Here is a 26,441-nt window from a genome sequence, read left to right as displayed (position 1 = left end):
CGTTCTGTGACGACGTTTTCGGGGGGGTACCAAAGAGTTTGTCCCGGGGAGGTGACGGCCCGAACCCCCGTCGGTCCCCAACGCTCGATCCCTCGGCAGAGCTACGGCTCTCGTTCGCGGAGTTCGACCCGGCGTATCTTTCCGCTCGACGTCTTCGGAAGGTCGTCGACGAACTCAACGTCTCGGGGGTAGGCGTGCTTGGCGAGACGGGCGCGGACGAACTCCCGTACCGACGCGGCCAACCCGTCCTCGTCGCGGTCGGTCCCCGCGGTTGCGACGACGTACGCCTTCACCAGTTCTCCGCGCTTTTCGTCGGGCACGCCGACGACGGCCGCCTCCGCGACCGCCTCGTGTTCGAGGAGCGTGCTCTCGACTTCGAACGGACCGATCCGGTAGCCCGAGGAGATGATGACGTCATCGGCACGTCCGACGAACCAAAGGGAGCCGTCCCCGTCGCATCTGGCGGCGTCGCCCGTCAGGAAGAGCGCGTCTCCGTCGCGTTCGACCCACGCTTCCGCCGTCTTCTCCGGCGCGTTCCGGTATCCCGCGAAGTACGTTGCCTCCCCGCGGGCGACCGCGAGTTCGCCGACCTCCTCCGCGTCGGCCTCGCCCCCGGTCTTTGGATTGACGACGCGGACGTCGAACCCCGGGAGCGGTCGACCCATGCTCCCCGGCTTGACCGCCATCTCGCAGGCGTGGTGGTTGCCGGCGACCATCCCGCACTCGGTTACGCCGTAGTGATCGTGGACTGTCACGCCGAGTGCTTCGTTGAACCAGCGTATCACTTCGGGATTGAGCGGTTCGCCCGCGCTGTTGCCCTTTCGGAGCGCGAGATCGTACGACTCGTACGCGTCGTCGTCGGCCATCAGCCCGCGGTAGGCGGTCGGACTCGTGGCGAGGCTCGTAACGCTGTAGCGTTCCATCACCGCGTACCAGTCCGCTGGATCGAACTCGCCCTCGTAGAGTACGTTGGGGACGCCCGCACTGATCGGTGCGATTCCGGCGGTCAGCAGCCCGTACATCCAGCCGGGATCGGCGGCCCCCCAAACCGTTTCGTCGCCGTTCAGTGCCATCGAACATCGGAGGTATGGAGTGAGGGCGGCGAGCACGCGGTGGGTGAGTTCGCACCCCTTCGGCGGTCCGGTCGTCCCGCTCGTGTACTCCAGCGTGCAGAGGTCGTCGGCCGAGGTCTCTGCCGTCTCGTACGTCGTGGTCTGGTTCGTGAGGAGCGCGTCGTACGCGAGGTCTGCGTCGTCGACACCATCACCGTCGCGATCGACGACGATGACGGTCTCGATTCCCACCTCGTCCTCGACGGCAGCAATCTTCCGGCGGTAATCGGTCGTCGTGACGACGGTCTTCACGCCAGCGTCACCCGCTCGAACCGCGATCGCGTTCGGTCCGAACGCGGTGAAGAGCGGCACGTAGACCGCGCCCCGTCGCCAGATACCGAGGAACGTCGGGTACAGCTCGGGGATTCGAGGGACGAGCGTGGCGACCGGTTCGCCACGCTCGACGCCTACGGATTCCAGCGCGTTCGCTACCCGCGCGCTCCGGTCGGCGAGGTCGGCGTACGTCAGCGTCTCCCGCTCGTCGTCGGCACCCTCCCAGTACACTGCCGGACCGGACCCCACGTGTCGACAGACGGTCTCGTGGGCCATATTGAACCGCCCCGGGCCGTCCCAGTCGAAGCTCTCCCAGACGTCGTCCCAGGAGAACGACTCCCTGAACGCTTCGTACGTCGTCATCGGCGTTCCCACCGATCGAGTCGAGCGCACCGAATTATGTAATGACTAATCATACCACACATATTCGAACAGCCCGACATAAATCTCGCCGTCGGAACGGTCGAGTTAGCGGCTGGACTGGATCGGAGGCCAGCAGCCGCCTACTCAGCGAAATCGGGTTCGCGGTTTTCGAGGAACGCTCGCGCACCCTTGCGGGCGTCGGGTCCTGAAAACAGATATCCGAGCCCGTTTCGCATGGCCTCGTCCTCTCCTGCGAAGCGGAGCGAGGCGTTGAGCCAGGCCTTCGTCGTCTCCAGCGAGGCTGGCGAGGAGCGTTTGAGTGTCGAAACGATCTCCGCGACGGCGTCGTCAAGCGCCTCCTCCTCGACGACCCTGGCGAAGAGCCCCCACTCGACGGCCACCTGGGCTTCGAGTTCGCGGCCGGTCAGCGCGAGGTCAGCGGCCCGCTGCCGGCCGACGAGCCGGGCGAGTCGTTTCGCGCCGTAGAACGGGTACGCACCGATGCGCGTCTCGGGCAGCCCGAAGACGGTGTCGCGCGGCGCCACCGTGAGATCTGCTGAGATGAGTAGTTCGAAGCCGCCGCCGTAGGCCGATCCGTTCGCTTTCGCGACGACCGGGACGGGCGATCGCTCGATCGCGTCGAAGCACTCGAGCACCGTGTCGGCGAGCTCTCTCGCATCCCGCGGGCTCTCGATGGCGACGAGCGAGCCGATGTCGTCGCCCGCGCAGAACGCGCGACCGCTGCCGGTGAGGACGACCGCGCGAGCGTCGTCGTCGTCGGCACGTCGCACGCCGTCGGCAACGGCCGTCCACATCTCCGTCGTCATGGCGTTCAGCTTCTCGGGGCGTTCGAGTCGAATCGTGCTCACGCCGTCGTCCGCCTCGTAAGTGACGTTATCCGTCACGGAACGCCCCTCGATAGCGCGTAACGTTCGACAGCTCGGTTTCGTCGACGGCGGAGAACGCGTCGCGAGCGATGACGCGCTTGTGCACCTCGTCGGCCCCGTCGACGAACCGGAACTGCCGGACGTTCTGGTAGAAGTCAGCGAGAGGAAGATCCTTGCCGATGCCGTTTGCGCCGCACAGTTGCATCGCCGTATCGATGGCGTCCTGCACGACGTTCGACGTGTAGAGCTTGCTCATAGACACCTCGATTCTGGCCGCTTCACCTGCGGCGATGCGATCGGCGGCGTGTCTGACCGCGCACCGGGCCGCGTGGAGTTCGGTCTCCGCCTCGGCGACGGCGAAGCGGACGCCCTGTTTGTCGGCGATGGGCGAGCCGAACGCTTCGCGCTTCGTCGCGTACGCTTTCGCCACGTCGAGCGCACGCTGGGCCATCCCAGAGTATCGCATGCAGTGGGTGAGGCGTGCGGGGCCGAGACGCTGTTGGGCGATTGTGAACCCCTCGTTCTCCTCACCCAAGAGGTTCTCGGCCGGCACGCGGACGTCACGGAATCGAATCTCGGCGTGGCTCGTCCCGAGCTGGTCGTCGGCCATGTGAGGAATGCCACGTTCGATCTCGACGCCCGGCGTATCCGCCGGTACGAGGATAATCGAACACCCGCTGTAGGGGTGGGCGTCGAAGTCGGTTCGCGCCATCACGAGGAGGACGTCCGCCTCCACCCCGTTCGTCGTCCACCACTTGTGGCCGTCAACGACCCACTCGTCACCTTCCTTTCGGGCTTCGGTGCGAATCATCTTCGGATCCGAGCCGCCGCCCTGCATCGGTTCGGTCATGCAGAAGCCCGAACAAATCGCGCCGTCGACCAGCGGTCGGAGCCACTCGTCTTTCTGTTCCTCGGTGGCGACGAGTTCGAAGGTGTGCATGTTCCCCTCGTCGGGGGCGTCGACCCGGATGGCTGGCGGACCCAACAGGCTCCGGCCGGCCGCCTCGAACGAGGGGAGGACGTCTCGGAAATCCATTCCCATCCCGCCGTAATCGGTCGAGACCTGCGGCGCATACACGTCTCGCTCGCGCGCCTCGTCTCTGAGCGCCGTGAGTTCGGCGTCGGCTATCGATCCCTCCCCGAGCAGTTCGCGCTCTGCGGGAATCACCACCTCGTCCACGAACTCGTGGACGCGCGCCGCGACCGCTTCCGCGCGGTCGGAGTCATCGTACTCCATAATCGACCATGCTCGTTCTGTACTAAAAGCCCTCTCACCCCGGCGATTCGTTTCGGCGGGCCGTCATCCAGCGATCCAACCGCCCTACCATGCCCCAATGCCACGAATAGCGTCCTGAGTGTACGCGATGAGCGACGGCGTCCCTTCATCCATCGCGGCGTAGAGCGGATCGTCGCTGTCGCCAGCGAGGTGCCGCGCGTAGAACATCTCGCAGACGCCAGCCAGCTTGTACGTCGCGAGCACCAAGTAGAAGGTCGGATGCTCGAAGGCGACACCGGTCCGGTTTTCGTACCGCTCGACGAGTTCCAGGCGGTCCGGGTACCCCTCTCGCGCAGTAAACGCCGGCATTAGCTCCGGAATCGGCGGCTCGTCGCTCGGGTCGTCGTGCCAAAACAGCAGCATCCAGCCGAGGTCCGAAAGTGGGGCGCCGAGCGTGCACAGTTCCCAATCGACGACGGCGTTCACCTGCGGCGGGGTCCCCGGCGCGACGATGACGTTGTCGAGCTTGTAGTCGCCGTGGACGAGCGTCCCATCCGCCTCCTCGGGGCAGGCGTCGTCGAGCCACGCTTCTACCTCGTCGCGGCCTGGTAGCCCGTTCGGGCGGTTCGTCCGGCTCGCCGCCCACTGGAGCTGCTTTTTCCAGCGGTCGATCTGCCGGCGAAGGTAGCCATCAGGATCTCCAAAGTCGCCGAGGCCGACCGACTCGTAGTCGAGGTTGTGAATCGCCGCGAGCGAATCGACGAGTTCCCGGCCGACCGCAGCCCGCCGGTCGGGAGCGGCGAACCGTTCGGGCTCATCGAGTCGGACGACCTCGCCGTCGACCCGTTCCATGAGGTAGAACTCGCTGCCGATGACGGAGTCGTCCTCGCAGTGGAGCACTGTCGACGGAGCGGGAACCGCCGTCCCTTGGAGCGCCGACATGACTCGGAACTCGCGGCCCACGTCGTGGGCCGTGTCAGCGGTCTCTCCCGGCGGCGGCCGACGCAGGACGAGATCTCGATCGCCCCACGTGACGAAGAGAGTCTCGTTCGAGTGCCCCTTCTGGTGCCACTCGACATCGAACGTCTCCGCGTCTCCTAACTCGGACGCCAGATACGCCCGAAGCCGTCGCTCGTCGACGAGCCTGTCAGCGTAACTTCGATCCTCGCTCATCGGTATCACTTGATGAACCACCCCCTAATACCCTCCGCCGGGAGGCTACCGCCGCCGATAGGACTAATGAGGGTGGCCATCGTCTCTCACGAAAGAGGATGTCATCGTCTGAACTGACACTTCGACCGTTCTTCTGGCGCGCGACGAACCTCTTTCCCGAAACAGAGGTCGTCTCGCGGGGGCCCGACGGCAGCACCCGGTACACCTACCGCGAGTTCGGCGATCGAACGCGGGCGCTCGCCGGCGCGTTGTCCGCGATCGGCATCGACCCGGGCGATCGGGTCGGTACCTTCGGCTGGAACACGCATCGACACTACGAAGCATACTTCGCGATTCCGCTGATGGGCGCGCAGCTTCACACGATCAACGCCGTCCTCCCCGACGAGCACGTCGAGTTCATCGTCGACGACGCCAGCGACGAGGTGCTGCTCGTCGATCCCGGAGAGCCGTTCGAAACGGTCGAGCGCCTCTGGGATCGACTCGACGGCGTCCGCGAGGTGATCGTCATGGACGACAGCATCCCCGACACCGATCTCGACTGCGTCTCCGCCTTCGACGAACTCGTGGCCGACGCCGACGCGTTCGACTGGCCCGAACTGTCGGAGGATCAGCCGGCCGGCATGTGCTACACGTCCGGGACGACGGGAAGGCCGAAGGGCGTCGAGTACACCCAGAAGATGATCTACAGTCACGCGATGATGGTCGCCACGCCGTCGGCCATCGGCGTCGACGAGAGCGACGTCGTCATGCACGTCGTGCCGATGTACCACGTCAACTCCTGGGAGCTCCCGTTTTCGTCGGCGATGGCCGGGGCGAAACAAGTCTACCCCGGTCCGTCCCCGGACGCGGAGACGCTCGCCCGTCTCATCGAAGAGGAGGAAGTGACGCTCACGGCCGGCGTACCGACGGTCTGGATAACGCTGCTGGAGTACCTCGACGAACACGACGTCGACGTCAGCAGCCTCGAACGCATCGTTGTCGGCGGCAGCGCGGCACCCCACGCCGTCGTGCGCCGCTTCGAGGACGAACACGACGTCGTCGTCGAACACGCGTGGGGGATGACCGAGACGATGAGCATCGGGAGCGTCTCAAGGGCGAAGGGTCGCGCGCGCGGGTGGGACCGGGAGGCGCGGTTCGAAAAGCGGGCGAAGCAGGGGCTGCTCTCGCCGGGGATGGAGATGAAGCTCGTCGCCGAGGATGGTACGGAGGTGCCGTGGGACGGCGAGTCCGTCGGCGAACTGTACGTGCGCGGACCGACCGTGGTCGGCGAATACTACAATCGACCGGAAGCGAACGCCGGGAGTTTCGACGAGGGATGGCTGAAGACGGGGGACATCGCGACCGTCGACGAGGACGGGTACCTCGAACTCGTCGACCGCGCGAAGGACGTCATCAAGAGCGGCGGCGAGTGGATTTCCAGCATCGAACTGGAGAACGAGCTCATGGAACACGACGACGTCCGCGAGGCGGCCGTCATCGCCGTTCCCCACGACCGCTGGCGCGAGCGGCCGGTGGCGTGCGTCGGACGGAGGTCGGGATCGGACCTTACGGCGGACGATGTCCTGGAGTTCCTCGGAGAGACGTACCCGCGGTGGTGGCTCCCCGATAGCGTCGTCTTCGTCGAGGAAGTTCCGAAGACGGCAACCGGAAAGTTTGACAAGAAACGACTCCGAGACCGGTACGCGGACGCTGGACTCGCGCGCGCCCACGGTGACGAGGGCGGAGATGACGACGGTCGTGAAGATGATGACGCCGAAGCCAATTGAGCGCGATCCGACGTCGGGTGCACGTCGAGCCGCGCCGCCGACGCGTTCTCGCCGTCGGCCGGAGGCGAACGGTCGCCCGGACGGCGGCGATTGACACCAATGTACCCGTGGACGAGGCGATCGGACGTCTACTACGGGTGGTTCGTGGTCGGCGCGTGCTTTCTCGGTTCGCTAGTCGTCTTCGGTCTCTCGTATTCGTTCGGCGTCTTCTTCGACCGGATGCTCGTCGAGTTCGGCCGCTCCCGAGGGGAGACGTCGCTCGTCTTCGGCGTTCAAACGTTCGTGATGTACTTCGGCGCGGCGGTCATCGGTGGGTTCGTCGATCGGTACGGCACGCGGCGGCTTCTCCTCTGTGGAATGGGATTTCTCGGCGGCGGTCTCGCCGGCGTAGCCGTGAGCACGTCGTTCTCGCAGGTAGTGTTCTTCTACGGCGTCGTCGCGTCCATCGGCTTGAGCGTGATCTACGTGGTCGCGTTCGCGACCGTTCCGCGGTGGTTCGGGAGACGCCGTGGCTTCGCCGGAGGCGTCGCGAGTTCGGGGACCGGCGTGGGGATGCTGCTCGCAACGCCCGCCGCGTCGGTGTTCGTCGCGGCCGTCGGCTGGCGGCGGACCTACGCGCTCTTTCTCGTCGTTTCGTTCGCGCTGCTCGCCGTGGCCGTCTCGTTCATCGCCGACAGCCCGCGCCGTCTCGATATCGACGCGACGCGAGAGTTCCCTGACGGGCTCGTCGCCGACCGCAGGGCGGTTTCCTGGCGAACCCAGCTCCGCGAGGCCGTCGCCGTCGCTCGAACGCCGTCGTTTCTTCTCGTTTTCTTGGGATGGGTCTGCATCTACGCGACGCTCTACGTCGTCTTCGCCCACCTCGTCGTCTACACCGCGGGCGTCGGTATGGCCCGAAACGTCGGCGTATGGGCGCTCGGTCTCGTCGGCGCGGCGACGAGCCTCTCCCGTCTAGTGATCGGCCTCGTCTCCGACCGCCTCGGCCGGGTCCGGGTTTTCGTCGTCTGTTCGGCGGTGATGGGTGTCTCGACGATCGCGTTGGCGACGATCGAGTCCGCGGCGGCGGTGTTCGCGTTCGCACTCGTGTACGGAACGGCCTACGGCGGCAACGGGGCGCTTCTCTCGCCGCTCACCGCGGACCTGTTCGGAGCCGAGAACATCAACGTCGTTTTCGGTCTCGTCTCCGTCTCGTTCGCTATCTCGGGTCTCCTGGCCCCGCCGTCCGCCGGTTTCGTGTACGATACCTTCACCAGCTACGACCCCGCGTTCGCGGGGGTCGGGGTGCTCGGCGTTCTCGGAGCGGGAATGGTCGCGGCCGCCGACCGTCTCTCGGCTACCTGAGTAGAGATTCAAACGCAAACCGCCGTCTTCAGGCGGATGTCAAGCGCCACTCGGTTCGTTTGTCCCGGCAGATTTATCGGTGTGATGCGTGTTCTCGCGGGTGCTACGGGCTCGGTGAGGTGCCGTCCCCGAACCACAAGGGATGGTGAACCAGTGGTGATTCGCACGGCGATAACATGGAATCCGATGGAGCATTTTTGGCCGTGCCACAGCCCTACGAGAGAGATAAACGAGAGTTCCCCCAATGTGTCATCGGTTCCTTCCAAGTTTGGGTTGGAACCGAAGCGGGACGACTATCCGAATCCGATGGTCGGATTCCTGCGTCATCAGTTGCGGGAAGAGGTTAATTCCGCCTGGATCCGGATTCGGTAGCGACGCCCTTGTCAAGAAGGCCATCGGAGACGTACCGGACGCGATTTCGACCGTCGGTCGGGTGTCTCGTCGTCGGTTACCCCTCCGACGGTTTCACTAGCGGAATCCGTCCCGTCACTCGCGTCGTTCTCGTCGCCCTCGGAAAAGGCAGTGTCACACGCCGTTCGGCACTCGCCGTCGTCCGTTCCATTGGTGGCGTCATCATTGAATTTTATGTGTTCGTACGTGAATACCGGTAACCTGTCCCTACGTTCGTAATCAGTTCGTACGCAGCGGTATTCGCCGCGAAACTGGTAAATGTGCCGATTAATCGACCCGATACCACTGCGTAACGATCCCGGGAATCAAATGCCGTTTCCACCGTCGGGGCAGACGATGTATCGATCACAATCACTCTCCCGATGGGTCACGCTGGCGTGCGTGAGCGCGCTACTAATCAGTGCCGGTGCGACCGGTGCGCTCGCAGCCAGCGATGACACGGAACAACCCTCTAAGCCAGCCGACGACGTGGTTCGCGTCGGAAACGAGGACGTCACCATCTCCGATGCCACCGTTCAGATAAAAGACGTACAGATAACAGGAACAGGTCTCCCGGAGAAGTCCGTCGACGATGTGAGCGTAACGGTCCATGAATCGAGCGTAACAGTGGAGGAAATGACCATCGAGCACGACGGTACGACGTACAAAGTCGGTGACGTGACGGTGACGGTTCGAAACGTTGGCGTCTCGGTCGAGAACGTCTCGATCGGATCGTAGTGGCACCCGACTCGCTTTTTTGATCGGACTCGCGGTCGCACCCGTCAACTGCCGGGGTCGTCTCGTCCGATACCGCACGGAGACATCGGAGCCTCCGCGCTCTGCGCCGGAACGCCGGCTCACGGGCGAGGGGTGAACTCGGTCAGATCGCGTCCGGCGCCGTAGTATGCTCGGATCAAGTCCGACTCCGTACCGAACTCGCTCATTCGTACCGTTCTCGCCGGTGTCAAAACGAGGAGGGGCAGGTGACGAGCGGATACGGCTTCAGCCGGAACTCGTCGTTGTCGACCGGATCGACGACTGTCCCCGCGGTTCGGAGCCACGGTAGGGCACGACGGGGCCGTGAAGGTAGCGACCATCCGGGTCGAGGGGTTTACGGGCTGAGCGTCGCGAGATCGGAATCAGGCGCTGATTTGCTCCTGGAGGTACCCCTCTTCCCACTCGCGGCGTTCATCGAGGGCGGTGCGCCCCTCGTTCGTGATCGCGTAGAAATTGGTTCTGCGGTCTATCTCGCCTTTTTCGACGTAGTCACTGTTGACGAGAACGTCGAGGTTCGGGTATAACCGTCCGTGGTTGATCTCCTCGTCTCGTGCCCGTTCGAGTTCTGTCTTAATCTGTTGGCCGGACGGCTGGTTGTGGCCGGCGATGACGATCAACAGGTCGCGCTGGAAGCCGCTTAAGTCGAAGAGAGTCATCGTGCAAGGAGTTCAACTGCTAGCTGGATAAATGTCAGTATTATGTTTTTTATAAGAATTATCACACTGGAGGGTGTTCCTTGCAGGGACTTCGGCTAGCCTATGATATTTGTCAACATAGTTTATCCAATATGTATAAAAACGGTTCGGAGAAGTCCGGTCGATCGCACAGACGACAACCGAGTCCGTCACGCAGAACGCGGCGCGCGCGCCAGCGTCTCGTCGAACCAGTCGTAGATGACGCCGGTCGCGAGACGCAGGTTCCCGACCTGGCAGTGTTCGCCGGCTCCCTCCTCCGTCCTGAAGACGCGGAGCGTCGTCGGACCGGCGAGTTCGTCGACGAACTCCTGAGCCAGTGCGAGTGGGACGAAGTGGTCGTCTTCGCCGGCCAGCACGAGCGTCGGACAGTCGATCTCGCCCGCGACCCCCGACAGCGAGTACCGGGGAAGCGTGCGCTGAAATTCGGCGGCCGACGTCACGCCGAACACCCACTTCGAGTTCTCCATCAACCACCGCGATTCGACGCTGACTCGCGCCGCGAACGTCGCGAACCCGTTTACGATCGCGTCCGGCGCGCGCGCCACAACCGAGGCGAGTCGCGGATTCTCGTATGAGGCCGCGCGCCAGAGGTCGTGCATGTGATCGAACGCGACGCAGGCCGCGATGCGGTCCTCGAACGCCGCCGCTCGCGGCGCGTAGTAGCCGCCGAAGCTCGCGCCGACGAGCCCGACTCCCTGGGACTCGACCGCATCGTGTTCGCCCAGCGCGTCGAGGACGGGACCGACGACACGTTCCCAATCCGGCCGAGCGGTCAGCCCCTGCTCTCGGAGCGGAGCGCCCTGCCCAGGACCGTCGAAGAGCACGACGGCGTACCCGCGGGCGAGCGCCTCAGGAACGCCGCACAGGAAGAAGAGTTCCTCGGCCACCGAGTCGAAGCCGCCGACGCAGACGATCGTCCGATACGGCTCGATCACGGGGGTTTCGTCGGAGGGGAGAAAGAGGTACCCAGGCAGCGTCGTGTCCTCGTACGGGACGTCGAGCCTCCGCACCGGCGCGTCTAGCCGCTCCGCGCCGGCCCGAAACGCGGCGCGACTTTTCTCGTACGCCGGTCGTCGACGCGGGTCGGCGGCGGGGAGGAAGAATTCGGCGCTCCGGTGGTAGTTGTGCGCTCGGAAGTACGCCGCGCGAGCGGTTCGGTCGTTCCCCGCCGCGGCCGCGGCCGCCGCGCTTCGTTCGACGCGTTCCGCCGTCCGTCGCCACTCGGCGTGCCACGCCTCGGTGTCGCCCTCGTCGATTCGGTCGACCGTCGTCAACACTTCGCCCGGTTCGGCACCGCCGAAGGTCGTGTACGCCACCGCCCGCAGCGTCTGGTAGTCGAACGCCCGCCCGGAGAAGTGAACGCGCATGGCGGAGTTTTCGTGCCGCCACTGATAAGCCTCCGCCCCCGGTCGGGGAAGGGAACCGCGAGAGTGAAATCGATCAGTCCGACAGCTCTTCGACCCGCCGGTCGCGCCGTTCGGTGGCCTCGTTCACGCGCGCAATGAACTCGGCCATCTGTTCTTTCATGTCCGAACGCATCGAGGTCGCGGAGAAGTCGTCCGATTCGGCCAGGAGGCGGACGAATGCGCGCAACTCCTCGTCGGTGATCTCGTCGAAGTTGCCAAACTCGAGATTGTCGATCACCTCGTCGACGTCTATCTGACCAACCGGGTCAACGTTGAAATCGACCGTGACCATCCGGTAGTCGGACCCCGCGAGTTCCTGCTCTGCGCGATTTACGCCCTGCGCGAGCATATCTTTGAAGGGGACGTAGTATCCCATGGTCCCGAGGTGGAGAAAGCCCAGCATGTCGACAATCCCCCGCGTGTAGGCGTCACGCGCCTCGTCTTCGGGGTTGAAGACGGTCTCGCGGTCACGGCCTTCGAGGTGCTCGAAGAGGATCGTAAAGTCGAGGATCGCGTTTCGCAGCCGGCGCCGAATTCGGTTGCGTTTTTGTTTTTTCGAATGTTCGGTGTAGTCCGTCTTTCGACCAAGGAGGAACTCTCGGTCGCTCGGAGTGAGGATGCCTCGATCCCGTTCAGCCGAGAAGGCGAGGGGCTCGCTCCCGTCTCCATCCGTTCCCATACACAATTAGTGTTTCTACACTTTGTTAAGAGTTACGAAGACGATCGGTATCGTCGAATTAGAGGCCAGGAAAGACTGATTTCGGAGCTTTGAAGGATCCATCCAAAACATTCGGGTTATTATCCCTCATTTCGACCACAGATAACGTTTATTGGAACGTGAGAGGAATGTATTCCGTTCGACACAGTAGAAAATCTGTAGACTTCGTACACAAATACCGATTTCAGTAAATCTTGATTAACGCAAACCGTAGATAGTAACGACAGTAACCATAATGTTTAACTACCTTATTGTCATCACACCTTCTGTGCCATGGATTGACTTAGTCCGTGGCAGTTGTTATCACCCATGATGTCCATGCAAACTGGCGGTAGAGAGAATCCGGGATGGTTGGCACGGGGCCGTACGTGTGGCCCCGTGCCGACCCGAGCAGCCGCGGTGTTAGGTAGAGAACAGGGGAAACATTCGCCCGGACGGCTGGGTGGGGGGACGAACGATGAGCCTCTCTGACGGCGACGGATTCGTCGGCGAGTTTTTCGAGGAGATAGAGCCTGCCGTCTTCGGGTTCGGTGCGGGGATCACGCTGTTATTCGTGACTGTCTTCGCACTTGATCCGGGCGCGGCGGCGGACACGGTCTACGGGCTCCAGGACTTCATGCTCAACTACTTCAATTGGGCGTTCCTCATCGTCATGCTCGGGTTCGTCCTCTTTCTCGGGTACCTCATCGTTGGACCGTGGGGCAACCTGCGGCTGGGCGACGAGTCCCCGGAGTATAGTTACTTTTCGTACTTCGCGATGATGTACTCCGCAGGGTTAGCCGCCGGCATCGTCTTCTGGGGGCCGGCAGAGGCGCTCATTCACTACGGGAGCGTCCCACCACTTTACGGCGCCGCCGACCAGTCTACCGCCGCGATGCCCATCGCGATCCAGTACTCGCTATTCCACTGGGCGATCACCCAGTGGTCCTGTTTCACGGTGATGGGGCTCGGAATCGGCTACTACGTCTATAACTACGGCGCGCCACTGCGCGTCTCGGCCGTGCTGGCCCCCTTTATCGGCGCCGACAACGTCAACGGATTCTGGGGGCAGTTCATCGACATCCTCGCGGTATTCGCGACCCTCGGCGGTGTCGCGACCTCCCTTGGGTTTATCGGGAGTCAGTTCATTACTGGTCTCCAGTACGAGTGGGGCGTCCAGCTCGGTGACGTCGGAACTATCGCAATTATCACTGGAATGACGGTCATTTTCACCGCCTCCCTGCTGCTCGGCGTCGACCGCGGCATCCGCCGACTGTCGAACTTCAACATGGCACTCTTCGCGCTGATGATGGTGGGAACGCTCGTCATCGGTCCGACGTGGTTCATCCTTGAACTGGGAACGCAGGCTACCGGCGGTCTGATGGGTGACTTCTTCAACATGGCCCTCTTCACCGACACCGCGAATGGCGGCGAGTGGTCGAACGCCTGGACGGTGTTCTACTGGGCGTGGCCGCTTGCGTGGTCGCCATTCGCCGGCCTGTTCATCGCCCGGATCTCACGCGGCCGATCCGTTCGCGAGGTCGCTTTCACGGGCATCGGCGCGACGTCCCTGGCGACGATCCCCTGGTTCATCATCCTCGGTGGGACCGGCGTCTGGCTGCAGCATAACGGCATCGTGAACGCGCTCGGCCCCATCAACAACCCGAACCTCGGCGAGGCCGTCTCCGGCTACATCATCTACGGTGCGCTCCCGTTCGGGCAAGTCTTCCTCATTGGTTTCCTCATTCTTGTGACTACGTTCTTCATCACGTCCGCGGACTCCTCGACACTCGCCGTTTCGATGATGACCACCGGTGGGAAGGAGGATCCATCCTCGCTCAACCGGATCTTCTGGGCGGCTCTGCAGGGCATCGTCGCGTCCATTCTGATGGTCATTGGCGGCGCCGACGCCTTGCAGGCTGCGGCCATCACCACTGGTGGCCCGTTCGCCATCGTTGCGGCCGTCGCCGTTGTCGGCCTCACGAAGACCTTCAGCGACGAGTTCGGCAGCGTCCTGCTCCAGGAGGAGACGACACTCATCGGCAGCGGCGACTCAGTCGACAAAACGGGGGCGAGTCGACGGGCCGCGGACGACGACTGACGGCCGGCGTCGGTCGTGGCGTTCGTCCTACCATAACAGTTTTAATGGATGTCATACACGTTTATCGTATATGGATAGAGCCACGGCGGAACCGGACGTGACGGCCATTCCTGGGCCGAACGCGGAGCGATGGATCGAGTACCACGGGCGACACGCCGCCCCCAGCGAGTACTCCCACGAGTTCGTATGGGACGTCACGGCCGCAGCGGACGGACCGTTCGTGACGGATGTGGACGGCAACGTCCTGCTCGACTTCACGTGCCACATCGGCGCGGCACCGCTGGGCTACAACAACGAGAAGATGCTGGGGACGCTCCGTGAGTTCTCGCTGATCGAGCCGATGAAGATCGCGGGACAGGACATGTACTACGGCGCGGGGGTGGACCCTGAGTCGGCGGACGTTCCAGGGTCGAGTCACCTCATGGAGAAACTGATCGAGGTGTCGAGCCAGTATGGCATGGACACCGTCTTCCTCTCGAACTCCGGCGCGGAGGCTGTCGAGAACGCGATGAAGATCACGTACGATCGCAACCCGGCCGCGAAGTACGGCCTCGCGTTCGAGGGAAGTTTCCACGGCCGGACGTTCGGCACCCTCTCGGTAACGCACTCGAACGAGGTGTACACCCGTCATTACCCGGAGCTCGCCGGGATCCGGACCGTTCCCTTCTGCGACGACCGCCAATGCACCCCCGACGCCTGCGACTGCGGGTTCTTCGCCGGGGACGGGTCGGGGCTCCGCGGGCTGTTCGACGACGAAGGCGGCCACGTCAACCCCGAGGAGGTCGCATTCCTCGTCCTCGAACCGATACAGGGCGTGGGCGGCTACCGCTTCCCGAGCGACGGGTTCATGGCGGAGGTGGGGGACGTCTGCGACGCGTACGACGTTCCCCTAATCGTCGACGAGATCCAGTCCGGCGTCGGTCGGACAGGGAAGATGTGGGCGTCGGACCACTACCCCGTCGAACCGGACGTCATCGCGGGCGCGAAGGGACTCCGCGTCGGTGCGACGGTCTCGCGGTCGAACCTCTTTCCCAGGGAGAAGAACCGCCTGGGCTCGACCTTCGGGGGTGGCGACATCCTGTCGTCGATGATGGGCGCGCTCACCTTGGAAGCCATCGAGGAGCACGGCCTACTCGATAACGCGACGGAGCGCGGCCGGCAGGCGATGGAACTGCTCCGCGACGGCGCCCCGGATCACGTCGTCGACGTCCGCGGCAAGGGACTGATGCTCGCCGTCGAGTTCGACGCCGAGTCGCGACGCGATGCCGTCGTCGAGGAGGCGCTGACGCGCGGCCTGCTCACGCTCGGCTGCGGGACGAAGACGCTCCGCCTGCTCCCTCCGCTCGACGCCACCGAACGCGAGATCGAACTCGGCGTCTCGATCCTAAACGAGGCCATCAAGGCCTCGTGAGCGAGGGTTCTCCGACCATCCCACACTGTCCGCCGTCGAGGGCCGTCGAGGCGACCAACGGTCACCTACGCCACCTAGACCGCCGCCATACCGACGACGATGGCGAGGATTGCCGCGAGAACGCCGGCCCGGGGAGTTCGCGCGCCTACACGTAGGTGGGACGGCGACGACCACAAGCGGGTAGGTACTGTTGAGCGGGAGGACGGTCACGACGGTTCTGATTTGCAGGGCATAGAACATGGCGTACCACCCAGCGCCGACGGCAGCGCCGGCGAGGACGAACACGGCGGCGGTGTCCCCCGACGCGGTCCGGAGGCAGCGGCGCATCCGCCTTGATCCCGTAGCGACGGGCAGAAGCGTCGCGAGCGCGGCAGTCTGCGTCAAGGCAGTCGCCGCCAGTGCGTCGTCAAACTCGTCGAAGCCGACCTTCACGACGGCCAACGCGACCGCCAGTAGCATCGTCGCGGCACCGAGGGTGGAGACGTCGCCGCGGTCGAGGCCGTGTTTCACCAGCACGATCTGTGCGCCAAAGCAGACGGCCGCGACGAGCGGCAGCAGGGACGACACGGGCTCAGCCGGTCGAGCCCTCACGGTCGAGGGAGTGGTCGACCACCGCGACGCCGTCGAGGTCGTTCAGCGCGGCGAGTACATCCCGGAGGTGGTCCGGTCCGCTTCCCTCGACGCCGAGGCCGACCGGCGTGCGGTTCGGACGGTCAGCGTTGGTTCGGCGGGCGCGTTCCAGCGCATCGAGTTCCGCCCCCGCACCCGCGACGGCCTCGGAGACGGCACCGAGCGCCGCCGGCCAGTCGGTCACCTCAAGGTCGACCTCGGCGTACCGTCCGAGTTCCATCAGCCCGACCCGGGCGAGTTCGCCATGTTCGGTGAGGTTCACATTGCCGCCGGAGACGACGGCCGCGACCCGCTGGCCTTCGACGTCGACCCGGTCGGAGAGCAGTGCAGCGACCGGTGCTGCGCCGGCCGCCTCGACGACCGTCTTCGCTCGCTCGGCGAGGAGCGCGAGGGCGACACCCAACTCCCGATCGTCGACGGCGACCACGTCGTCGACGCGCTCGCGGATCACGGCGAACGTCTTCTCCAGCAATCGCGCGTCGGCGATTCCCTCCGCCACCGTGTCGACGTCGGACAGCTCATGGATCTCGTCGCGTTCGAGCGACGGCTTCGCATGGGCCGCGCCCTCGGGCTGAACGCCGACGACGCGTACGTCGGGGTAGCGCGCCTTAAGGGCCGTCGCGACGCCCGAGACGAGACCGCCGCCGCCGATCGCGACGAACACCGCGTCGGGATCGGGGAACTGCGCCGCGATCTCGACGCCGACCGTCCCCTGGCCGGCGATGATGTGCTCGTCGTCGAACGGGTGGACGAAGGTCAGTTCCTCCCGCTCCGCGAGATTGAGCGCGTGCTCGTAGGAACGTTCGTAGACGTCTCCCTCGACGATCACCTCGGCCCCGTAGCCGCGCGTCGCCTCGATCTTGGCCGCGGGCGTCACCTCGGGGACGACGACGGTCGTCTCGATCCCCAGCAGGTCGCCGGCGAGCGCGACGCCCTGCGCGTGGTTGCCGGCACTCGACGCGACCACGCCACGGTCGCGCGCTTCGGGGGGCAACCGGGACATCATATTGTACGCCCCGCGGATCTTGAACGATCCCGTCCGCTGCATGTTCTCCAGTTTGAGACCGACGGCGGCGGCACCGCTCAAAGTCGCGAACGTTCGGGACGTGTCGAGCGGCGTCCGGTGGACGACGTCAGCGACGCGGTCAGCCGCCGCGTCGATGTCGGCGGGCGTCACGACGGCCGAGGCCGGGACGGGGTCGCCGTCGTTCGTCGACGCGTCTGAATCGGGACTGTCCTTCGACGGGTCGGGATCAGAGTCGCCCGTCGGCGAGTCGGGATCAGGGTTGCTCATCGGAGAGGCGGAGGACGGTGTCGGTCAGCACATCGACGCCGATTCCGATGCTCCGTTCGTCGACGTCGAAGGTCGGCGTGTGGTGGCTGTTCGGGTGGTCCGTCCCAACGATCAGATACGCAGCCGTCCCCCCGCGCTCCTGCACCCGCTTCATGAGGAAGGTCGCGTCCTCGCTCGCGCCGAAATCTGCCCAGCGGACGACGCGCTCGATGCCGGGCGTCGCGGCGGCCGCTTCGTACGCGACGTCGACCAGGTCTGCGTCGCTGTCCGCCCGCGGCGACTCGCTGACGACGCGGAAGTCGGCCTCGCAGCCGTGCATCTCGGCGGCAGCACGAACAGCCCGCTCGAACTCGTCCTTCACGTACTCGCGTAGCGGGGTGGTCTCGCCGCGCACCTCGCCGTAGATGGACGCCTCCTCAGCGATGACGTTACTCGCGGTGCCCGCGCTCGCCGTGCCGACGTTGACCCGCGTCATCCCGTCGCTGTGGCGCGGAATCGCGTAGGCGTTCCCGATGGCGGTCGCCATCGCCTGGATTGCGTTCGCGCCCTCGTTCGGCTCCTTTCCGGCGTGGGCGGACGCACCGCGGAACTCGGCCGTGACATGGCTCATCGCCAGCGGCTTGCGGACGCCCGCGACCAGCTCGCCGGTCGGGTGACCGAGGCCAACGTGGACCGCGAGCAAGTGGTCGAGATCGTCCGCGAACCGACTCTCGGCCATCGGCTTGCCGCCGCCCGACTCCTCCTCCGCCGGCTGGAAGAAGACCGTGAGCGTCCCTGAGAAGTCGCTCGCCTTCGCCGACTCCAGGACGCCGAGCCCGATGGCCATGTGGGCGTCGTGCCCGCAGGCGTGCATTGTCTCGGGATACTCCGACCGGAAGCTGCCGGCCGCGGGTTCGTGAGCGGGGTCGCGGGACTCCTCGATGAGCAGGCCGTCGATGTCGACCCGGAGGCCCACGGAGGGACCCTCGCCGCGTTCGAGAACGGCGACCGCACCGGTAGTGCCGCCTGCCATCGCGTCGAGGAGGTCCTCGTTGGCACCGCGCTCTCGGGCGCGATCCAACCATCGGTCGAGTTCCACCTCGTCGGGGACGGCCATGCGGTCGTCGGGGTCGTACGCCGCCGCGCCGACGGCGAGTTCGTCGACGCCGACGGCCTGGATCTCTTCGACGAGCGCACACGTCGTGCGGAACTCCCGCCACGCCGGCTCCGGGTGCCTGTGGAGGGACCGGCGGACGGCCGCGAGCCGTTCGGGTGTCGATGACGCCATGTCGCGTGCTATGCCCTCGCACTACTTAATTATACACACCTTCTGTGGATGGCATCCACACAAAAGGACTAAGTGGTGGAGCGACGATCGCCCTCCACGCACCGGTACGGAGGCGGAGCGGTTCGAGTAGGTGGCCATCTACGGCGCACCGTTCGTACCGCAGAAACGAAGAGGCGGAGACACGGAGGAACTATCAATGGACGAGACTACCGCGGACGTCGTCGTCCTCCGCGAAGGAACGGAGGGCCTGCCGATGGAACCGTACGCCGAGAAACTGTGCGAACGACTGCCGAATCGGGACGTCCGGCTCGCGCGCACGCCGCGGGACGAACGCGACTTCGTCGCCGGTGCGCGCGTCGTCACGGGCGTCGGCATCGACGAGTCGCTGCTCGATCGTGCAGACGAACTGGAGCTCTTCGCCTGCGCATTCGCCGGCACGGACCACCTGCCGATGGACGCGCTGGAGGCGCGTGGCGTCGCCGTGACGAACGCCGGGGGCATCCACGCGCCTGGCATCGCCGAGCAGGCCATCGGGAACGTGCTCGTCTTCGCGCGCCGCCTCCACGAAGGCTGGCGGCGTAAGCGAAACCGCGAGTGGCGGCACTTTCAGTCCTCCGAACTCGCGGGGGGGACGGTCACGATCCTCGGCCTCGGCTCCATCGGTCAAGCGGTTGCAACGCGCCTCCGGGGGTTCGAGGTCGAGACGGTCGGCGTCCGGTACACGCCCGAGAAGGGCGGGCCGACCGACGAAGTGATCGGCTTCGAGGCGGACGCTATCCACGAAGCGCTCGCGCGCACCGACTACCTGATCGTCGCTTGCCCGCTGACGGAGACGACGCGCGGGCTGATCCGCGAGTCGGAACTGGCGACGCTCCCGCCGTCGGCGGTCATCGTCAACGCGGCCCGCGGCGGGATCGTCGACACCGACGCGCTAGTGTCGGCGCTCCGATCGAACGGGATCCGCGGGGCCGCGTTGGACGTGACCGATCCTGAGCCGCTGCCGGCGGAGCACCCGCTCTGGCGGCTAGAGAACTGCCTCATCACGCCTCACACCGGCGGTCACACGCCGAAACACTGGGATCGACTCGCCGACATCGTCGCCCAGAACGTCGTCCGCCTCGACGAGGGCGAGGAGCTGGAAAACCTGGTTCTGGATCCGTCCTCGTGAACTACCTCGACCACATGGATAGAGGCTTTCTGCTTCGGCGTCAGAACGGCCATCGCCAAAGGCGACAGTGCGGTTCCAGACTCCACAGGCGTTCTCCCACGCTGGGACGATTCGGCCCATTCCCTGCTTATCGTGGTTGATGGGCGCTCCCGAGCGCGTCGAATCGAACGCCGGACGTTTGTGCAACACCCGTACGTACGTCCAATCGAGCCGCGCGGCCCATCATACCCAAAGAAACGAGTGGTTAGGCGGCAACCTTACGGAGATACGAGGAGAAAGCCCCGTCTTTTAAGGCGGGGATGAATCCGACATGGTATTCGGCATCCGCCGCCGATGGCAGGGCCAGATATTCAACGTCTGCGTTCACTTTCACTCCGCATGGGTCGGTGTTAAGTATGTTCGGTGACATAGGTTACGTATGGCGAAGAAGGTCGTCACGCGCACCTACCGCGCCCGCATCTGCAACTACTCGCAGGTGCGTGACGACCTCGATTCGCTCGGATTCGCTGCCAGCAAGCTCTGGAACGTTGGCCGATGGACGGCTGGACGTGTCTGGGACGCTTGCGGTCAGATTCCCGGCGCGAACGCGCTTATGGCGTACCTCAAGAACCACGAACGCTACGGCGACCTGCATTCTCAGTCGAGTCAGCGAGTTCTCCAAGAACTCGGTGAGGCGTTCACCAGTTGGTACGGCAAGCGCGGAAGCGAGAACGAGAACGCGAATCCGCCCGGCTACCGAAAACACGGTGGCGACCACCCGCGCTCGACCGTCACGTTCAAGACGGCGGGCTTCAAGCACGACGCCGCGAACAACCACGTCCGCCTCTCGAAAGGCAAGAACCTCAAAGAGAACTGGTCTGACTTCATTCTCTGCGAGTACGACGTTATCGGCCCAGTCAGTCGAGCCGTCGAGAACGTCCAACAGGTTCGTGCGGTGTACGAACACGGCGTTTGCGGTTGCACTTCGTCTGCCGCGTCGAAGTCGATGTTTCCGACGTACCGGGCGACGGTGTGGCGGGCATCGACCCCGGCATCTGCAACTTCGCCACCGTCTCCTACGGAGACGAAGCCGTGTTGTACCCCGGCGGGGCGCTCAAGGAAGACGAATACTACTTCGCCAAGAAGCGCGCCGAGACGGACGATTCTGCCTCACGCGAAGCCCGCCGCCTTGACCGCAAGCGGACCGATCGCCGGACGCACTTCTTGCACACGCTCTCGAAAGAGATTGTCGCAGAGTGCGTCAAGCGGGGCGTCGGAACGATTGTCGTGGGCGACCTCGGTGGCATCCGCGAGGACGAGAACGGTGACGCCCGCAACTGGGGACACCACGGCAATCTCGATTTGCACGGGTGGGCGTTCGACCGCTTCACACAGATGCTCTTGTACAAGGCCGAAGTCGAAGGTGTCGAGGTGGTCACGAAGTCAGAACAAGGGACGTCGAAGACGTGTTCGGCGTGCGGGCGGTCGGACAAGCGTCAGCGCGTCTACCGAGGCTTGTACGTGTGCGAGTGTGGGTTCGTCGGGAATGCAGACTGCAACGGCGCGGAGAACATCAGACGAAAAGTACTCCCGAATCTCGCCACAGACGGTGGCCGGGATAGGGATAACGGCTGGTTGGCACAGCCAGCGGTCCGCCTGTTCGACCGTAGCGAGGGCCGGTTCGCCCCGCGAGAACAGGTCATTCAAACGGACCGCGAACCCTAATATCCCACCTGCGGTCGGGAATCCTCGCGCTTTAGCGCGGGGAGGATGTCAAGCGGTTCACCCCCGAGGCCAAGCCTCGCAGCACTCTCGCTGTATTAACTGTAGACGCGAGCGGCGTCGAGTACAGGAACGACCGGTCGCTCCCATGGGAGTCGGCGGCCGCCCTCACGCGCCGAACAGCTTCCGCGGGAAGTCCGCGAGCGTCTCCGCCCCGTTGGCGGTGACGCGGAACGTCTCGCTGAGTTCGAAGCCGACGTCATCCTGCCAGATGCCGGGGATCACGTGGAACGTCATATTCTCTTCAAGAACGGTCTCGTCGCCCGGTCGGAGGCTGACGGTGTGCTCGCCCCAGTCCGGCGGGTAACCGAGCCCCATCGAGTACCCGATGCGCTCTTCCTTCTCGACGCCGTGCCGCGCAATGATCTCCCGCCACGCGCCCTCTACCTCCTCGGCGGTGATGCCGGGTTCGACCGCGTCGAGCGTCGCGTTCACGCCCTCGACGACCACCTCGGCCGTCCGCGCCAGTTTCTCCGGCGGGTCGCCGACGAAGGTCGTCCGCGCGAGCGGGGAGTGGTAGCGGTGGCGACAGCCCGACAACTCGATGATGACTGGATCGCCCCGCTCGAACCGCCGGTCAGTCCACGTGAGGTGGGGCGTGCCGGTGTGGTCGCCCGATGGCATGAGCGGGACGATGGCAGGGTAGTCGCCGCCGTAGTCGTCAGTCCCGCGGACGAGCGTGTCGTAGATGGCCGCCGCCGCCTCGTACTCGGCCACGCCCTCCTCGATCGCGTCGAGGCCGGCAACCATCGCCTCCTCGGAGATGCGGGCGGCCTCCTCCATGAGGGCGAGTTCCCGCTCTGACTTCGTCACGCGCACCCAGTTGACGAGCAGTGTGGCGTCGTCGAACTCGGCTTCCGGGAGGTTCTCCCGCAGACGCGTGTACGACTTTGCCGTGAAGTAGTAGGCGTCCATCTCGACGCCGAGACGTCCGTCGTCGACGTCGAGGTCGGAGAGCACGCCGGCGAGGAAGTCCATCGGGTGCAGGTCGTACGGCGAGTGGACGTGGTCGTCACTGTACGACCGGATGCTCTCCTCCGAGAGCCACGCGGTCGCCCGCGCCCCGTTCGCGTCCTGTCCGCGCCCGACCCAGACGGGCTCGTCTCGGTCGAGCGTCACGACGACGGCCTGGTGGACGTAGAACGACCAGCCGTCGTATCCCGAGAGGTAGTTCATGTTCGCCGGATCGGACACGATGAGCGCGTCGAGACCGTGGTCACGCATCCGCGCTTTCGTCTCGGCTATCCGTCGTTCGTACTCTGCGCCGTCGAAGATGGCTTGGGACATGGTATCGCTACTCGGCTCGACGTTCGGAGAAGGTGAATATAAAATTTTTGTGTACATTATCAACAGAGGGTGTGTACGCGAAACGGCGTCGACCGAAGCAGTCGCAGAGGAGGGCGTCGTCACGGTGAGATCCAGCGCCCGCGCGTCCTCCCACGGCGAAACGGCCCGCCGATCCACAGAGTCGTAATCAATTTTTGTGTAATCTACTCTCGAATACTGTGGACAAATTATTTATAACCGTTCCACATGGGTATGGGTATGGCTGCCGGCCCGCCCATCGAGGATCTGCACTTTACGGATGCACCGAACGTCGACGCAGTTCCCGGACCGCGGTCGCGCGAACTCCTGACGAAACAGCGCGAGATCGACAGCAGCGCCGTCGCCTACCCCGAGGACATCCCCGTCGCCTTCGACGAGGGGAGGGGAGCGACCGTCCGTGACGTCGACGGAAACGTCTTCATCGACATGTTCGCCGGTATCGGCGTGCTCAACGTCGGCCACGCAAACCCGTACGTGATGGAGGCGGTCCACGAGCAGGCGGACAAGCTCGTCCACACCGTCGACTTCCCAAGCGAACCGCGACTCGAACTCATCGAGAAGCTCGACGAGATCGCACCCGACGGGCTCGCGGGCGAACAGCGCGTCGTCTTCGGCGGGCCGACCGGGAGCGACGCCGTTGAGGCAGCGATCAAGCTCGCCAAGTACAACACCGGCGGCGACGGGCTTATCGCGTTCCGCGGGGCCTACCACGGGGCAACCAGCGGGGCGATGAGCCTCACGTCGAACAAGGGGTTCAAAGGCCACTACACGCCGCTTCTGGCTGACGTCGTCCATGCCCCCTACCCGTATCCGTTCGCACAGGACAGGGATCCACAAGAGGCGATCGACCGCGCGCTGGAGGAGGTGCAGGCCATCGTTGAGGATCCGTACGGCGGCCTCGCCAACCCGGCCGGTATCTTCGTTGAACCCATCCAGGGCGAGGGCGGCGTCGTCGTCCCCCCGGAGGGATTCCTGCGCGGCCTCCGCGACGTCGCCGACGACAACGACCTGCCGCTCGTCTTCGACGAGATTCAGAGCGGGTTCGGCCGCTCCGGGCAGTGGTGGGCGAGCGAGTGGGAGGGCGTGACGCCGGACGTCGTGACGACCGCGAAGGCGCTCGGCGGCGTCGGATTCCCGCTCTCGGCGACGATGTACCGCGAGGACCTCGACACGTGGGGGCCGGGCGAGCACGCCGGGACCTACCGCGGCCACGTCGTCGCCATGCGCGCCGGAGCGCGCGCCATCGAGTACGTCCAGGAGCACGGCCTGCTGGCGCACGCCCGCGACCTGGGCGAGTACATCCAAGCGCGCCTCGGAGAGATCGCGGGGGACAACCCCCGCCTCGCCGACGTTCGTGGGAGGGGGCTGTTCGTCGGTGCCGAGTTCGTCGACGGCGACGGTGCCCCCGACGGCGACGCCGTCGACGCGATCCAGCAGTATTGCTACGAGCACGGCGTTCTCGTCTGGACGGCCGGCCGCTACGGCAGCGTGCTACGCTTGCTTCCGCCGCTCGTGCTCACCCGAGAGCTCGCCGAGACTGCGCTCGACGTCGTCGCCGACGCGGTCGAACACGTCACCGCCACGCGACGGGCCGCCTGAGAATCGGTAACCGACAACATACCTAACGCCAACTCACCGATGTCCAAAGAACGCATCCGAACGGACGACGCACCGCGCACCGACAACCCCTACTCGCAGGCCGTCCGCGCCGGCGAGACGCTCTACGTCTCCGGGTACGGACCCGTCAATCCTGAGACGGGCAAGGAGGTCGACGGCGGTGTCGAGGCACAGACCGAGCGGGTCCTGGCCAACGTCGCCGCCACCGTCGAGGCGGCGGGCGGCTCGCTCGACGACGTCGTCAAAGTCACTGTCTACCTGACGGACCTGAACGACTACGACCGCGTCAACGCGGCCTACGGCGCGCAGTTCGGCGACGTCCCGCCGGCGCGCGTCTGCGTGGAGGTCTCGCGCCTCCCCGGCGACGTCGCCGTCGAGATGGACGCCGTCGCCTCCCTCGGCTGATCGGGGGGCGGAGCGAAGCGGCGGGACGGCTCAGCTTCGCGGGATGCGGCCGAGCCGTCAGGAGAGCGCGACCGTGATATCCGTCGAGGACACCATTCCGACGACGTCGCCGTCGGCGTCGACGACCGGGAGGTGTTTGATGCCAAAGTTGGTCATCATCGCCGCCGCCTCCTCCATCATCAGGTTCGACGTGATCGTCTCGACGGGCGACGTCATCACGTCGGCGACGCGCAGCTCCGACGCGTCGTGCCCGTCCGCGACGGCGTTGAGCACGTCGGTGCTCGTGACGATCGCCGTCGCGGACCCCGGCACGAGGAGCGCGCTGATGCCGTGGTCGCGCATCGTCGTCGCGGCTTCCCTGACCGTCGCCTTCGACGAGATCGTCTGCACCGGCGTCGACATCACGTCCCCCACTCGCGTTCGCTTGTCAGTGTCCATACGACCGTCAACGTCGGCCGGCCGTTTTGTCTTTTCCCCTCCGGCGGACGGTCTTCGTCCGAACACCGAATGCCGAACGCCGAACGCGCGGCCCGCGCCGCACGCGTCAATCGGCGAGCGAGTCGAGTTTCCGGACGATCTTCGCGTAGACGTCGGGCGCGCAGTACCAGCCCTCGTCGATCATCGCGTCGATGGCCGCTCGGGCCTCGTCGACGCCCATCGCCTCCCGAGTGACGAGTAGTAACACGAGGTACGCCGTGCCTCGTGTCGTGATTCCCTCGGTCGCGGCGACGTCTCGGCCATAGGTTTCGTCCATCACGGCCACGCCGTCGTTCGCGGCGGCGCAGGCGAGGACCGCGCGGTCGGCCTCGCTGAGGTTCGGATTCCGCCGAAGCCGGGACAGGAGCGCCGTCTCCTCGACCGCGACCACCTCGAAGAGGCCGTCCTCGACGCCGCGTTCGATTCGACGAGCGTCGGGGTGGCCCCCTTCGATGCCGGCTTCGACGACTTCGCCGTAGACGTGCTCGGGTATCGCACGCGATCCGTCGAGGTCGTAAAGCGGGTCGAGGCGGTCGACCTTCGCGAGGTAGATGAGCGGTGTCGCGTCGAAGATCCACATTCACAGCGCCCCGAGATCCTCGTCGAGGTGCGTCCCCGAAACCCACGTGACGTCGCGCTCTTTGGCGAGCTGGGCGAAATCCCACGCGGACATCCCGGCGAGCTCGGCCGCTCTGGCGAAGGTGACCCGCCCCGCGGCGAGCCGTTCGAGCGCTCGCTCGCGACGCCAGTCTTCGAGCCCCTCGGAGAGGAGTTTGCGCACCGCCGTGCTCCGATCAAGCTTTTCCCCTTCGAGGTAAGCTTCGAGTTCCGCTTCCAGTTCGTCGGGCACCCGTGCCGAGATCGTTCCCATGGTGTTTACTTTGTATT

The 26,441-nt window shown here is 65.1% G+C and carries 22 protein-coding genes and 1 pseudogene; 9 read left to right on the top strand and 14 right to left on the bottom strand.

All coding sequences use genetic code 11. The annotated features are described in order from the left end of the window. Positions 1-101 precede the first annotated feature (101 nt). From C3L37_RS04675 to C3L37_RS04660, 4 genes are all read right to left on the bottom strand, one after another. Positions 102-1,748: an acyl-CoA synthetase gene (locus tag C3L37_RS04675; RefSeq protein WP_129113477.1), complete on the bottom strand. Its 1,647-nt coding sequence runs from the start codon at positions 1,746-1,748 to the stop codon at positions 102-104. Positions 1,749-1,888: 140 nt separating this feature from the next. After that, positions 1,889-2,653, bottom strand: a complete 765-nt coding sequence (locus C3L37_RS04670) for an enoyl-CoA hydratase/isomerase family protein (protein WP_164974664.1) — start codon at positions 2,651-2,653, stop codon at positions 1,889-1,891. After that, entirely contained in the window at positions 2,643-3,872 is a 1,230-nt protein-coding gene (locus C3L37_RS04665) for an acyl-CoA dehydrogenase family protein (RefSeq protein WP_129113475.1), read from the bottom strand. The genes C3L37_RS04670 and C3L37_RS04665 overlap by 11 nt, the downstream gene beginning before the upstream one ends. 84 nt (positions 3,873-3,956) lie before the next feature. After that, a complete protein-coding gene (locus C3L37_RS04660) occupies positions 3,957-5,024 on the bottom strand; it encodes a phosphotransferase family protein (RefSeq protein ID WP_129113474.1) in 1,068 nt (355 codons plus the stop codon). 98 nt (positions 5,025-5,122) lie between these two features. Here C3L37_RS04660 and C3L37_RS04655 point away from each other — a divergent pair, with 98 nt between their 5' ends. The 3 genes from C3L37_RS04655 (at position 5,123) to C3L37_RS04645 (ending at position 9,259) form a co-directional block, all read left to right on the top strand. Next, positions 5,123-6,790, top strand: coding sequence for a long-chain fatty acid--CoA ligase (locus tag C3L37_RS04655; RefSeq protein ID WP_129113473.1), 1,668 nt, complete (start codon positions 5,123-5,125; stop codon positions 6,788-6,790). A 99-nt stretch (positions 6,791-6,889) separates the two neighbouring features. Next, positions 6,890-8,131 carry an MFS transporter gene (locus C3L37_RS04650; protein ID WP_129113472.1) on the top strand — a complete coding sequence of 414 codons (1,242 nt, stop codon included), beginning with the start codon at positions 6,890-6,892 and terminating at the stop codon, positions 8,129-8,131. Between the two features lie 792 nt (positions 8,132-8,923). Continuing rightward, positions 8,924-9,259 carry a hypothetical protein gene (locus C3L37_RS04645; protein WP_129113471.1) on the top strand — a complete coding sequence of 112 codons (336 nt, stop codon included), beginning with the start codon at positions 8,924-8,926 and terminating at the stop codon, positions 9,257-9,259. A gap of 401 nt (positions 9,260-9,660) precedes the next feature. On the opposite strand, the gene C3L37_RS04640 is transcribed toward C3L37_RS04645, so the two are convergent. From C3L37_RS04640 to C3L37_RS04630, 3 genes are all read right to left on the bottom strand, one after another. Then, on the bottom strand, positions 9,661-9,954 hold the full coding sequence (locus C3L37_RS04640; protein ID WP_129113470.1) for a PadR family transcriptional regulator: 294 nt from the start codon (positions 9,952-9,954) through the stop codon (positions 9,661-9,663). A gap of 188 nt (positions 9,955-10,142) precedes the next feature. Next, a complete protein-coding gene (locus tag C3L37_RS04635) occupies positions 10,143-11,360 on the bottom strand; it encodes an alpha/beta hydrolase family protein (RefSeq protein WP_129113469.1) in 1,218 nt (405 codons plus the stop codon). Between the two features lie 73 nt (positions 11,361-11,433). Further along, entirely contained in the window at positions 11,434-12,078 is a 645-nt protein-coding gene (locus C3L37_RS04630; protein ID WP_129113468.1) for a hypothetical protein, read from the bottom strand. A gap of 496 nt (positions 12,079-12,574) precedes the next feature. On the opposite strand from C3L37_RS04630, the gene C3L37_RS04625 reads away from it, so the two are divergent. Together C3L37_RS04625 and C3L37_RS04620 are read left to right on the top strand one after the other, a co-directional pair. Continuing rightward, the gene (locus tag C3L37_RS04625; protein ID WP_129113467.1) at positions 12,575-14,197 is read left to right on the top strand and encodes a BCCT family transporter; all 1,623 of its coding nucleotides are present in this window, start codon (positions 12,575-12,577) and stop codon (positions 14,195-14,197) included. A 70-nt stretch (positions 14,198-14,267) separates the two neighbouring features. After that, on the top strand, positions 14,268-15,608 hold the full coding sequence (locus tag C3L37_RS04620; RefSeq protein ID WP_129113466.1) for an aminotransferase class III-fold pyridoxal phosphate-dependent enzyme: 1,341 nt from the start codon (positions 14,268-14,270) through the stop codon (positions 15,606-15,608). Here C3L37_RS04620 and C3L37_RS04615 read toward each other — a convergent pair. From C3L37_RS04615 to C3L37_RS04605, 3 genes are read right to left on the bottom strand one after another with little or no spacing between them, the layout of a single operon-like run. Then, positions 15,582-16,175: a hypothetical protein gene (locus C3L37_RS04615; protein WP_129113465.1), complete on the bottom strand. Its 594-nt coding sequence runs from the start codon at positions 16,173-16,175 to the stop codon at positions 15,582-15,584. The two genes, C3L37_RS04620 and C3L37_RS04615, sit on opposite strands and share 27 nt — an antisense overlap. Positions 16,176-16,179: 4 nt before the next feature. Further along, complete coding sequence (gene ilvA / locus C3L37_RS04610) at positions 16,180-17,532, bottom strand: threonine ammonia-lyase (RefSeq protein WP_129113464.1); 1,353 nt, start codon at positions 17,530-17,532, stop codon at positions 16,180-16,182. Further along, positions 17,519-18,799 (bottom strand): amidohydrolase, encoded by a 1,281-nt coding sequence (locus tag C3L37_RS04605; RefSeq protein ID WP_129113463.1) that lies wholly within the window; start codon positions 18,797-18,799, stop codon positions 17,519-17,521. Before C3L37_RS04605 ends, ilvA begins: the two co-directional genes overlap by 14 nt. 196 nt (positions 18,800-18,995) lie before the next feature. On the opposite strand from C3L37_RS04605, the gene C3L37_RS04600 reads away from it, so the two are divergent. Continuing rightward, a complete protein-coding gene (locus tag C3L37_RS04600) occupies positions 18,996-19,967 on the top strand; it encodes a D-2-hydroxyacid dehydrogenase (RefSeq protein WP_129113462.1) in 972 nt (323 codons plus the stop codon). Positions 19,968-20,385: 418 nt separating this feature from the next. Continuing rightward, a pseudogene (locus C3L37_RS04595) lies at positions 20,386-21,671 on the top strand (RNA-guided endonuclease InsQ/TnpB family protein). Between the two features lie 165 nt (positions 21,672-21,836). On the opposite strand, the gene C3L37_RS04590 reads toward C3L37_RS04595, so the two are convergent. Continuing rightward, entirely contained in the window at positions 21,837-23,015 is a 1,179-nt protein-coding gene (locus C3L37_RS04590) for a M24 family metallopeptidase (protein ID WP_129113461.1), read from the bottom strand. A gap of 258 nt (positions 23,016-23,273) precedes the next feature. Between C3L37_RS04590 and C3L37_RS04585 the strand changes: the two genes are divergently transcribed. Together C3L37_RS04585 and C3L37_RS04580 are read left to right on the top strand one after the other, a co-directional pair. After that, positions 23,274-24,653, top strand: coding sequence for an aspartate aminotransferase family protein (locus tag C3L37_RS04585; protein WP_129113460.1), 1,380 nt, complete (start codon positions 23,274-23,276; stop codon positions 24,651-24,653). 39 nt (positions 24,654-24,692) lie between these two features. Beyond that, on the top strand, positions 24,693-25,076 hold the full coding sequence (locus C3L37_RS04580) for a RidA family protein (protein ID WP_129113459.1): 384 nt from the start codon (positions 24,693-24,695) through the stop codon (positions 25,074-25,076). A gap of 57 nt (positions 25,077-25,133) precedes the next feature. On the opposite strand, the gene C3L37_RS04575 is transcribed toward C3L37_RS04580, so the two are convergent. The 3 genes from C3L37_RS04575 to C3L37_RS04565 all read right to left on the bottom strand — a co-directional run bounded on the left by C3L37_RS04575 (position 25,134) and on the right by C3L37_RS04565 (position 26,424). Beyond that, positions 25,134-25,514 (bottom strand): CBS domain-containing protein, encoded by a 381-nt coding sequence (locus C3L37_RS04575; protein WP_129113458.1) that lies wholly within the window; start codon positions 25,512-25,514, stop codon positions 25,134-25,136. A gap of 106 nt (positions 25,515-25,620) precedes the next feature. Continuing rightward, positions 25,621-26,133 (bottom strand): DUF3368 domain-containing protein, encoded by a 513-nt coding sequence (locus tag C3L37_RS04570; RefSeq protein WP_129113457.1) that lies wholly within the window; start codon positions 26,131-26,133, stop codon positions 25,621-25,623. Continuing rightward, entirely contained in the window at positions 26,134-26,424 is a 291-nt protein-coding gene (locus tag C3L37_RS04565) for a UPF0175 family protein (RefSeq protein WP_129113456.1), read from the bottom strand. Between the last annotated feature and the right edge of the window lie 17 nt (positions 26,425-26,441).

Source organism: Halegenticoccus tardaugens (assembly GCF_004116405.1).
GTDB classification, from domain to species: Archaea; Halobacteriota; Halobacteria; order Halobacteriales; family Haloferacaceae; genus Halegenticoccus; species Halegenticoccus tardaugens.
This window is presented reverse-complemented; position numbering and strand designations above follow the sequence as displayed.

What these genes read in the sequence shown, in the direction of transcription:
- C3L37_RS04565 (WP_129113456.1), bottom strand. Translation starts at nt 26,424, where the DNA reads ATGGGAACGATCTCGGCACGGGTGCCCGACGAACTGGAAGCGGAACTC.
- C3L37_RS04640 (WP_129113470.1), bottom strand. Translation starts at nt 9,954, where the DNA reads ATGACTCTCTTCGACTTAAGCGGCTTCCAGCGCGACCTGTTGATCGTC.
- C3L37_RS04675 (WP_129113477.1), bottom strand. Translation starts at nt 1,748, where the DNA reads ATGACGACGTACGAAGCGTTCAGGGAGTCGTTCTCCTGGGACGACGTC.
- C3L37_RS04600 (WP_129113462.1), top strand. Translation starts at nt 18,996, where the DNA reads ATGGACGAGACTACCGCGGACGTCGTCGTCCTCCGCGAAGGAACGGAG.
- C3L37_RS04585 (WP_129113460.1), top strand. Translation starts at nt 23,274, where the DNA reads ATGGCTGCCGGCCCGCCCATCGAGGATCTGCACTTTACGGATGCACCG.
- C3L37_RS04605 (WP_129113463.1), bottom strand. Translation starts at nt 18,799, where the DNA reads ATGGCGTCATCGACACCCGAACGGCTCGCGGCCGTCCGCCGGTCCCTC.
- C3L37_RS04655 (WP_129113473.1), top strand. Translation starts at nt 5,123, where the DNA reads ATGTCATCGTCTGAACTGACACTTCGACCGTTCTTCTGGCGCGCGACG.
- ilvA (WP_129113464.1), bottom strand. Translation starts at nt 17,532, where the DNA reads ATGAGCAACCCTGATCCCGACTCGCCGACGGGCGACTCTGATCCCGAC.
- C3L37_RS04575 (WP_129113458.1), bottom strand. Translation starts at nt 25,514, where the DNA reads ATGGACACTGACAAGCGAACGCGAGTGGGGGACGTGATGTCGACGCCG.
- C3L37_RS04660 (WP_129113474.1), bottom strand. Translation starts at nt 5,024, where the DNA reads ATGAGCGAGGATCGAAGTTACGCTGACAGGCTCGTCGACGAGCGACGG.
- C3L37_RS04590 (WP_129113461.1), bottom strand. Translation starts at nt 23,015, where the DNA reads ATGTCCCAAGCCATCTTCGACGGCGCAGAGTACGAACGACGGATAGCC.
- C3L37_RS04665 (WP_129113475.1), bottom strand. Translation starts at nt 3,872, where the DNA reads ATGGAGTACGATGACTCCGACCGCGCGGAAGCGGTCGCGGCGCGCGTC.
- C3L37_RS04630 (WP_129113468.1), bottom strand. Translation starts at nt 12,078, where the DNA reads ATGGGAACGGATGGAGACGGGAGCGAGCCCCTCGCCTTCTCGGCTGAA.
- C3L37_RS04635 (WP_129113469.1), bottom strand. Translation starts at nt 11,360, where the DNA reads ATGCGCGTTCACTTCTCCGGGCGGGCGTTCGACTACCAGACGCTGCGG.
- C3L37_RS04625 (WP_129113467.1), top strand. Translation starts at nt 12,575, where the DNA reads ATGAGCCTCTCTGACGGCGACGGATTCGTCGGCGAGTTTTTCGAGGAG.
- C3L37_RS04570 (WP_129113457.1), bottom strand. Translation starts at nt 26,133, where the DNA reads ATGTGGATCTTCGACGCGACACCGCTCATCTACCTCGCGAAGGTCGAC.
- C3L37_RS04620 (WP_129113466.1), top strand. Translation starts at nt 14,268, where the DNA reads ATGGATAGAGCCACGGCGGAACCGGACGTGACGGCCATTCCTGGGCCG.
- C3L37_RS04580 (WP_129113459.1), top strand. Translation starts at nt 24,693, where the DNA reads ATGTCCAAAGAACGCATCCGAACGGACGACGCACCGCGCACCGACAAC.
- C3L37_RS04650 (WP_129113472.1), top strand. Translation starts at nt 6,890, where the DNA reads ATGTACCCGTGGACGAGGCGATCGGACGTCTACTACGGGTGGTTCGTG.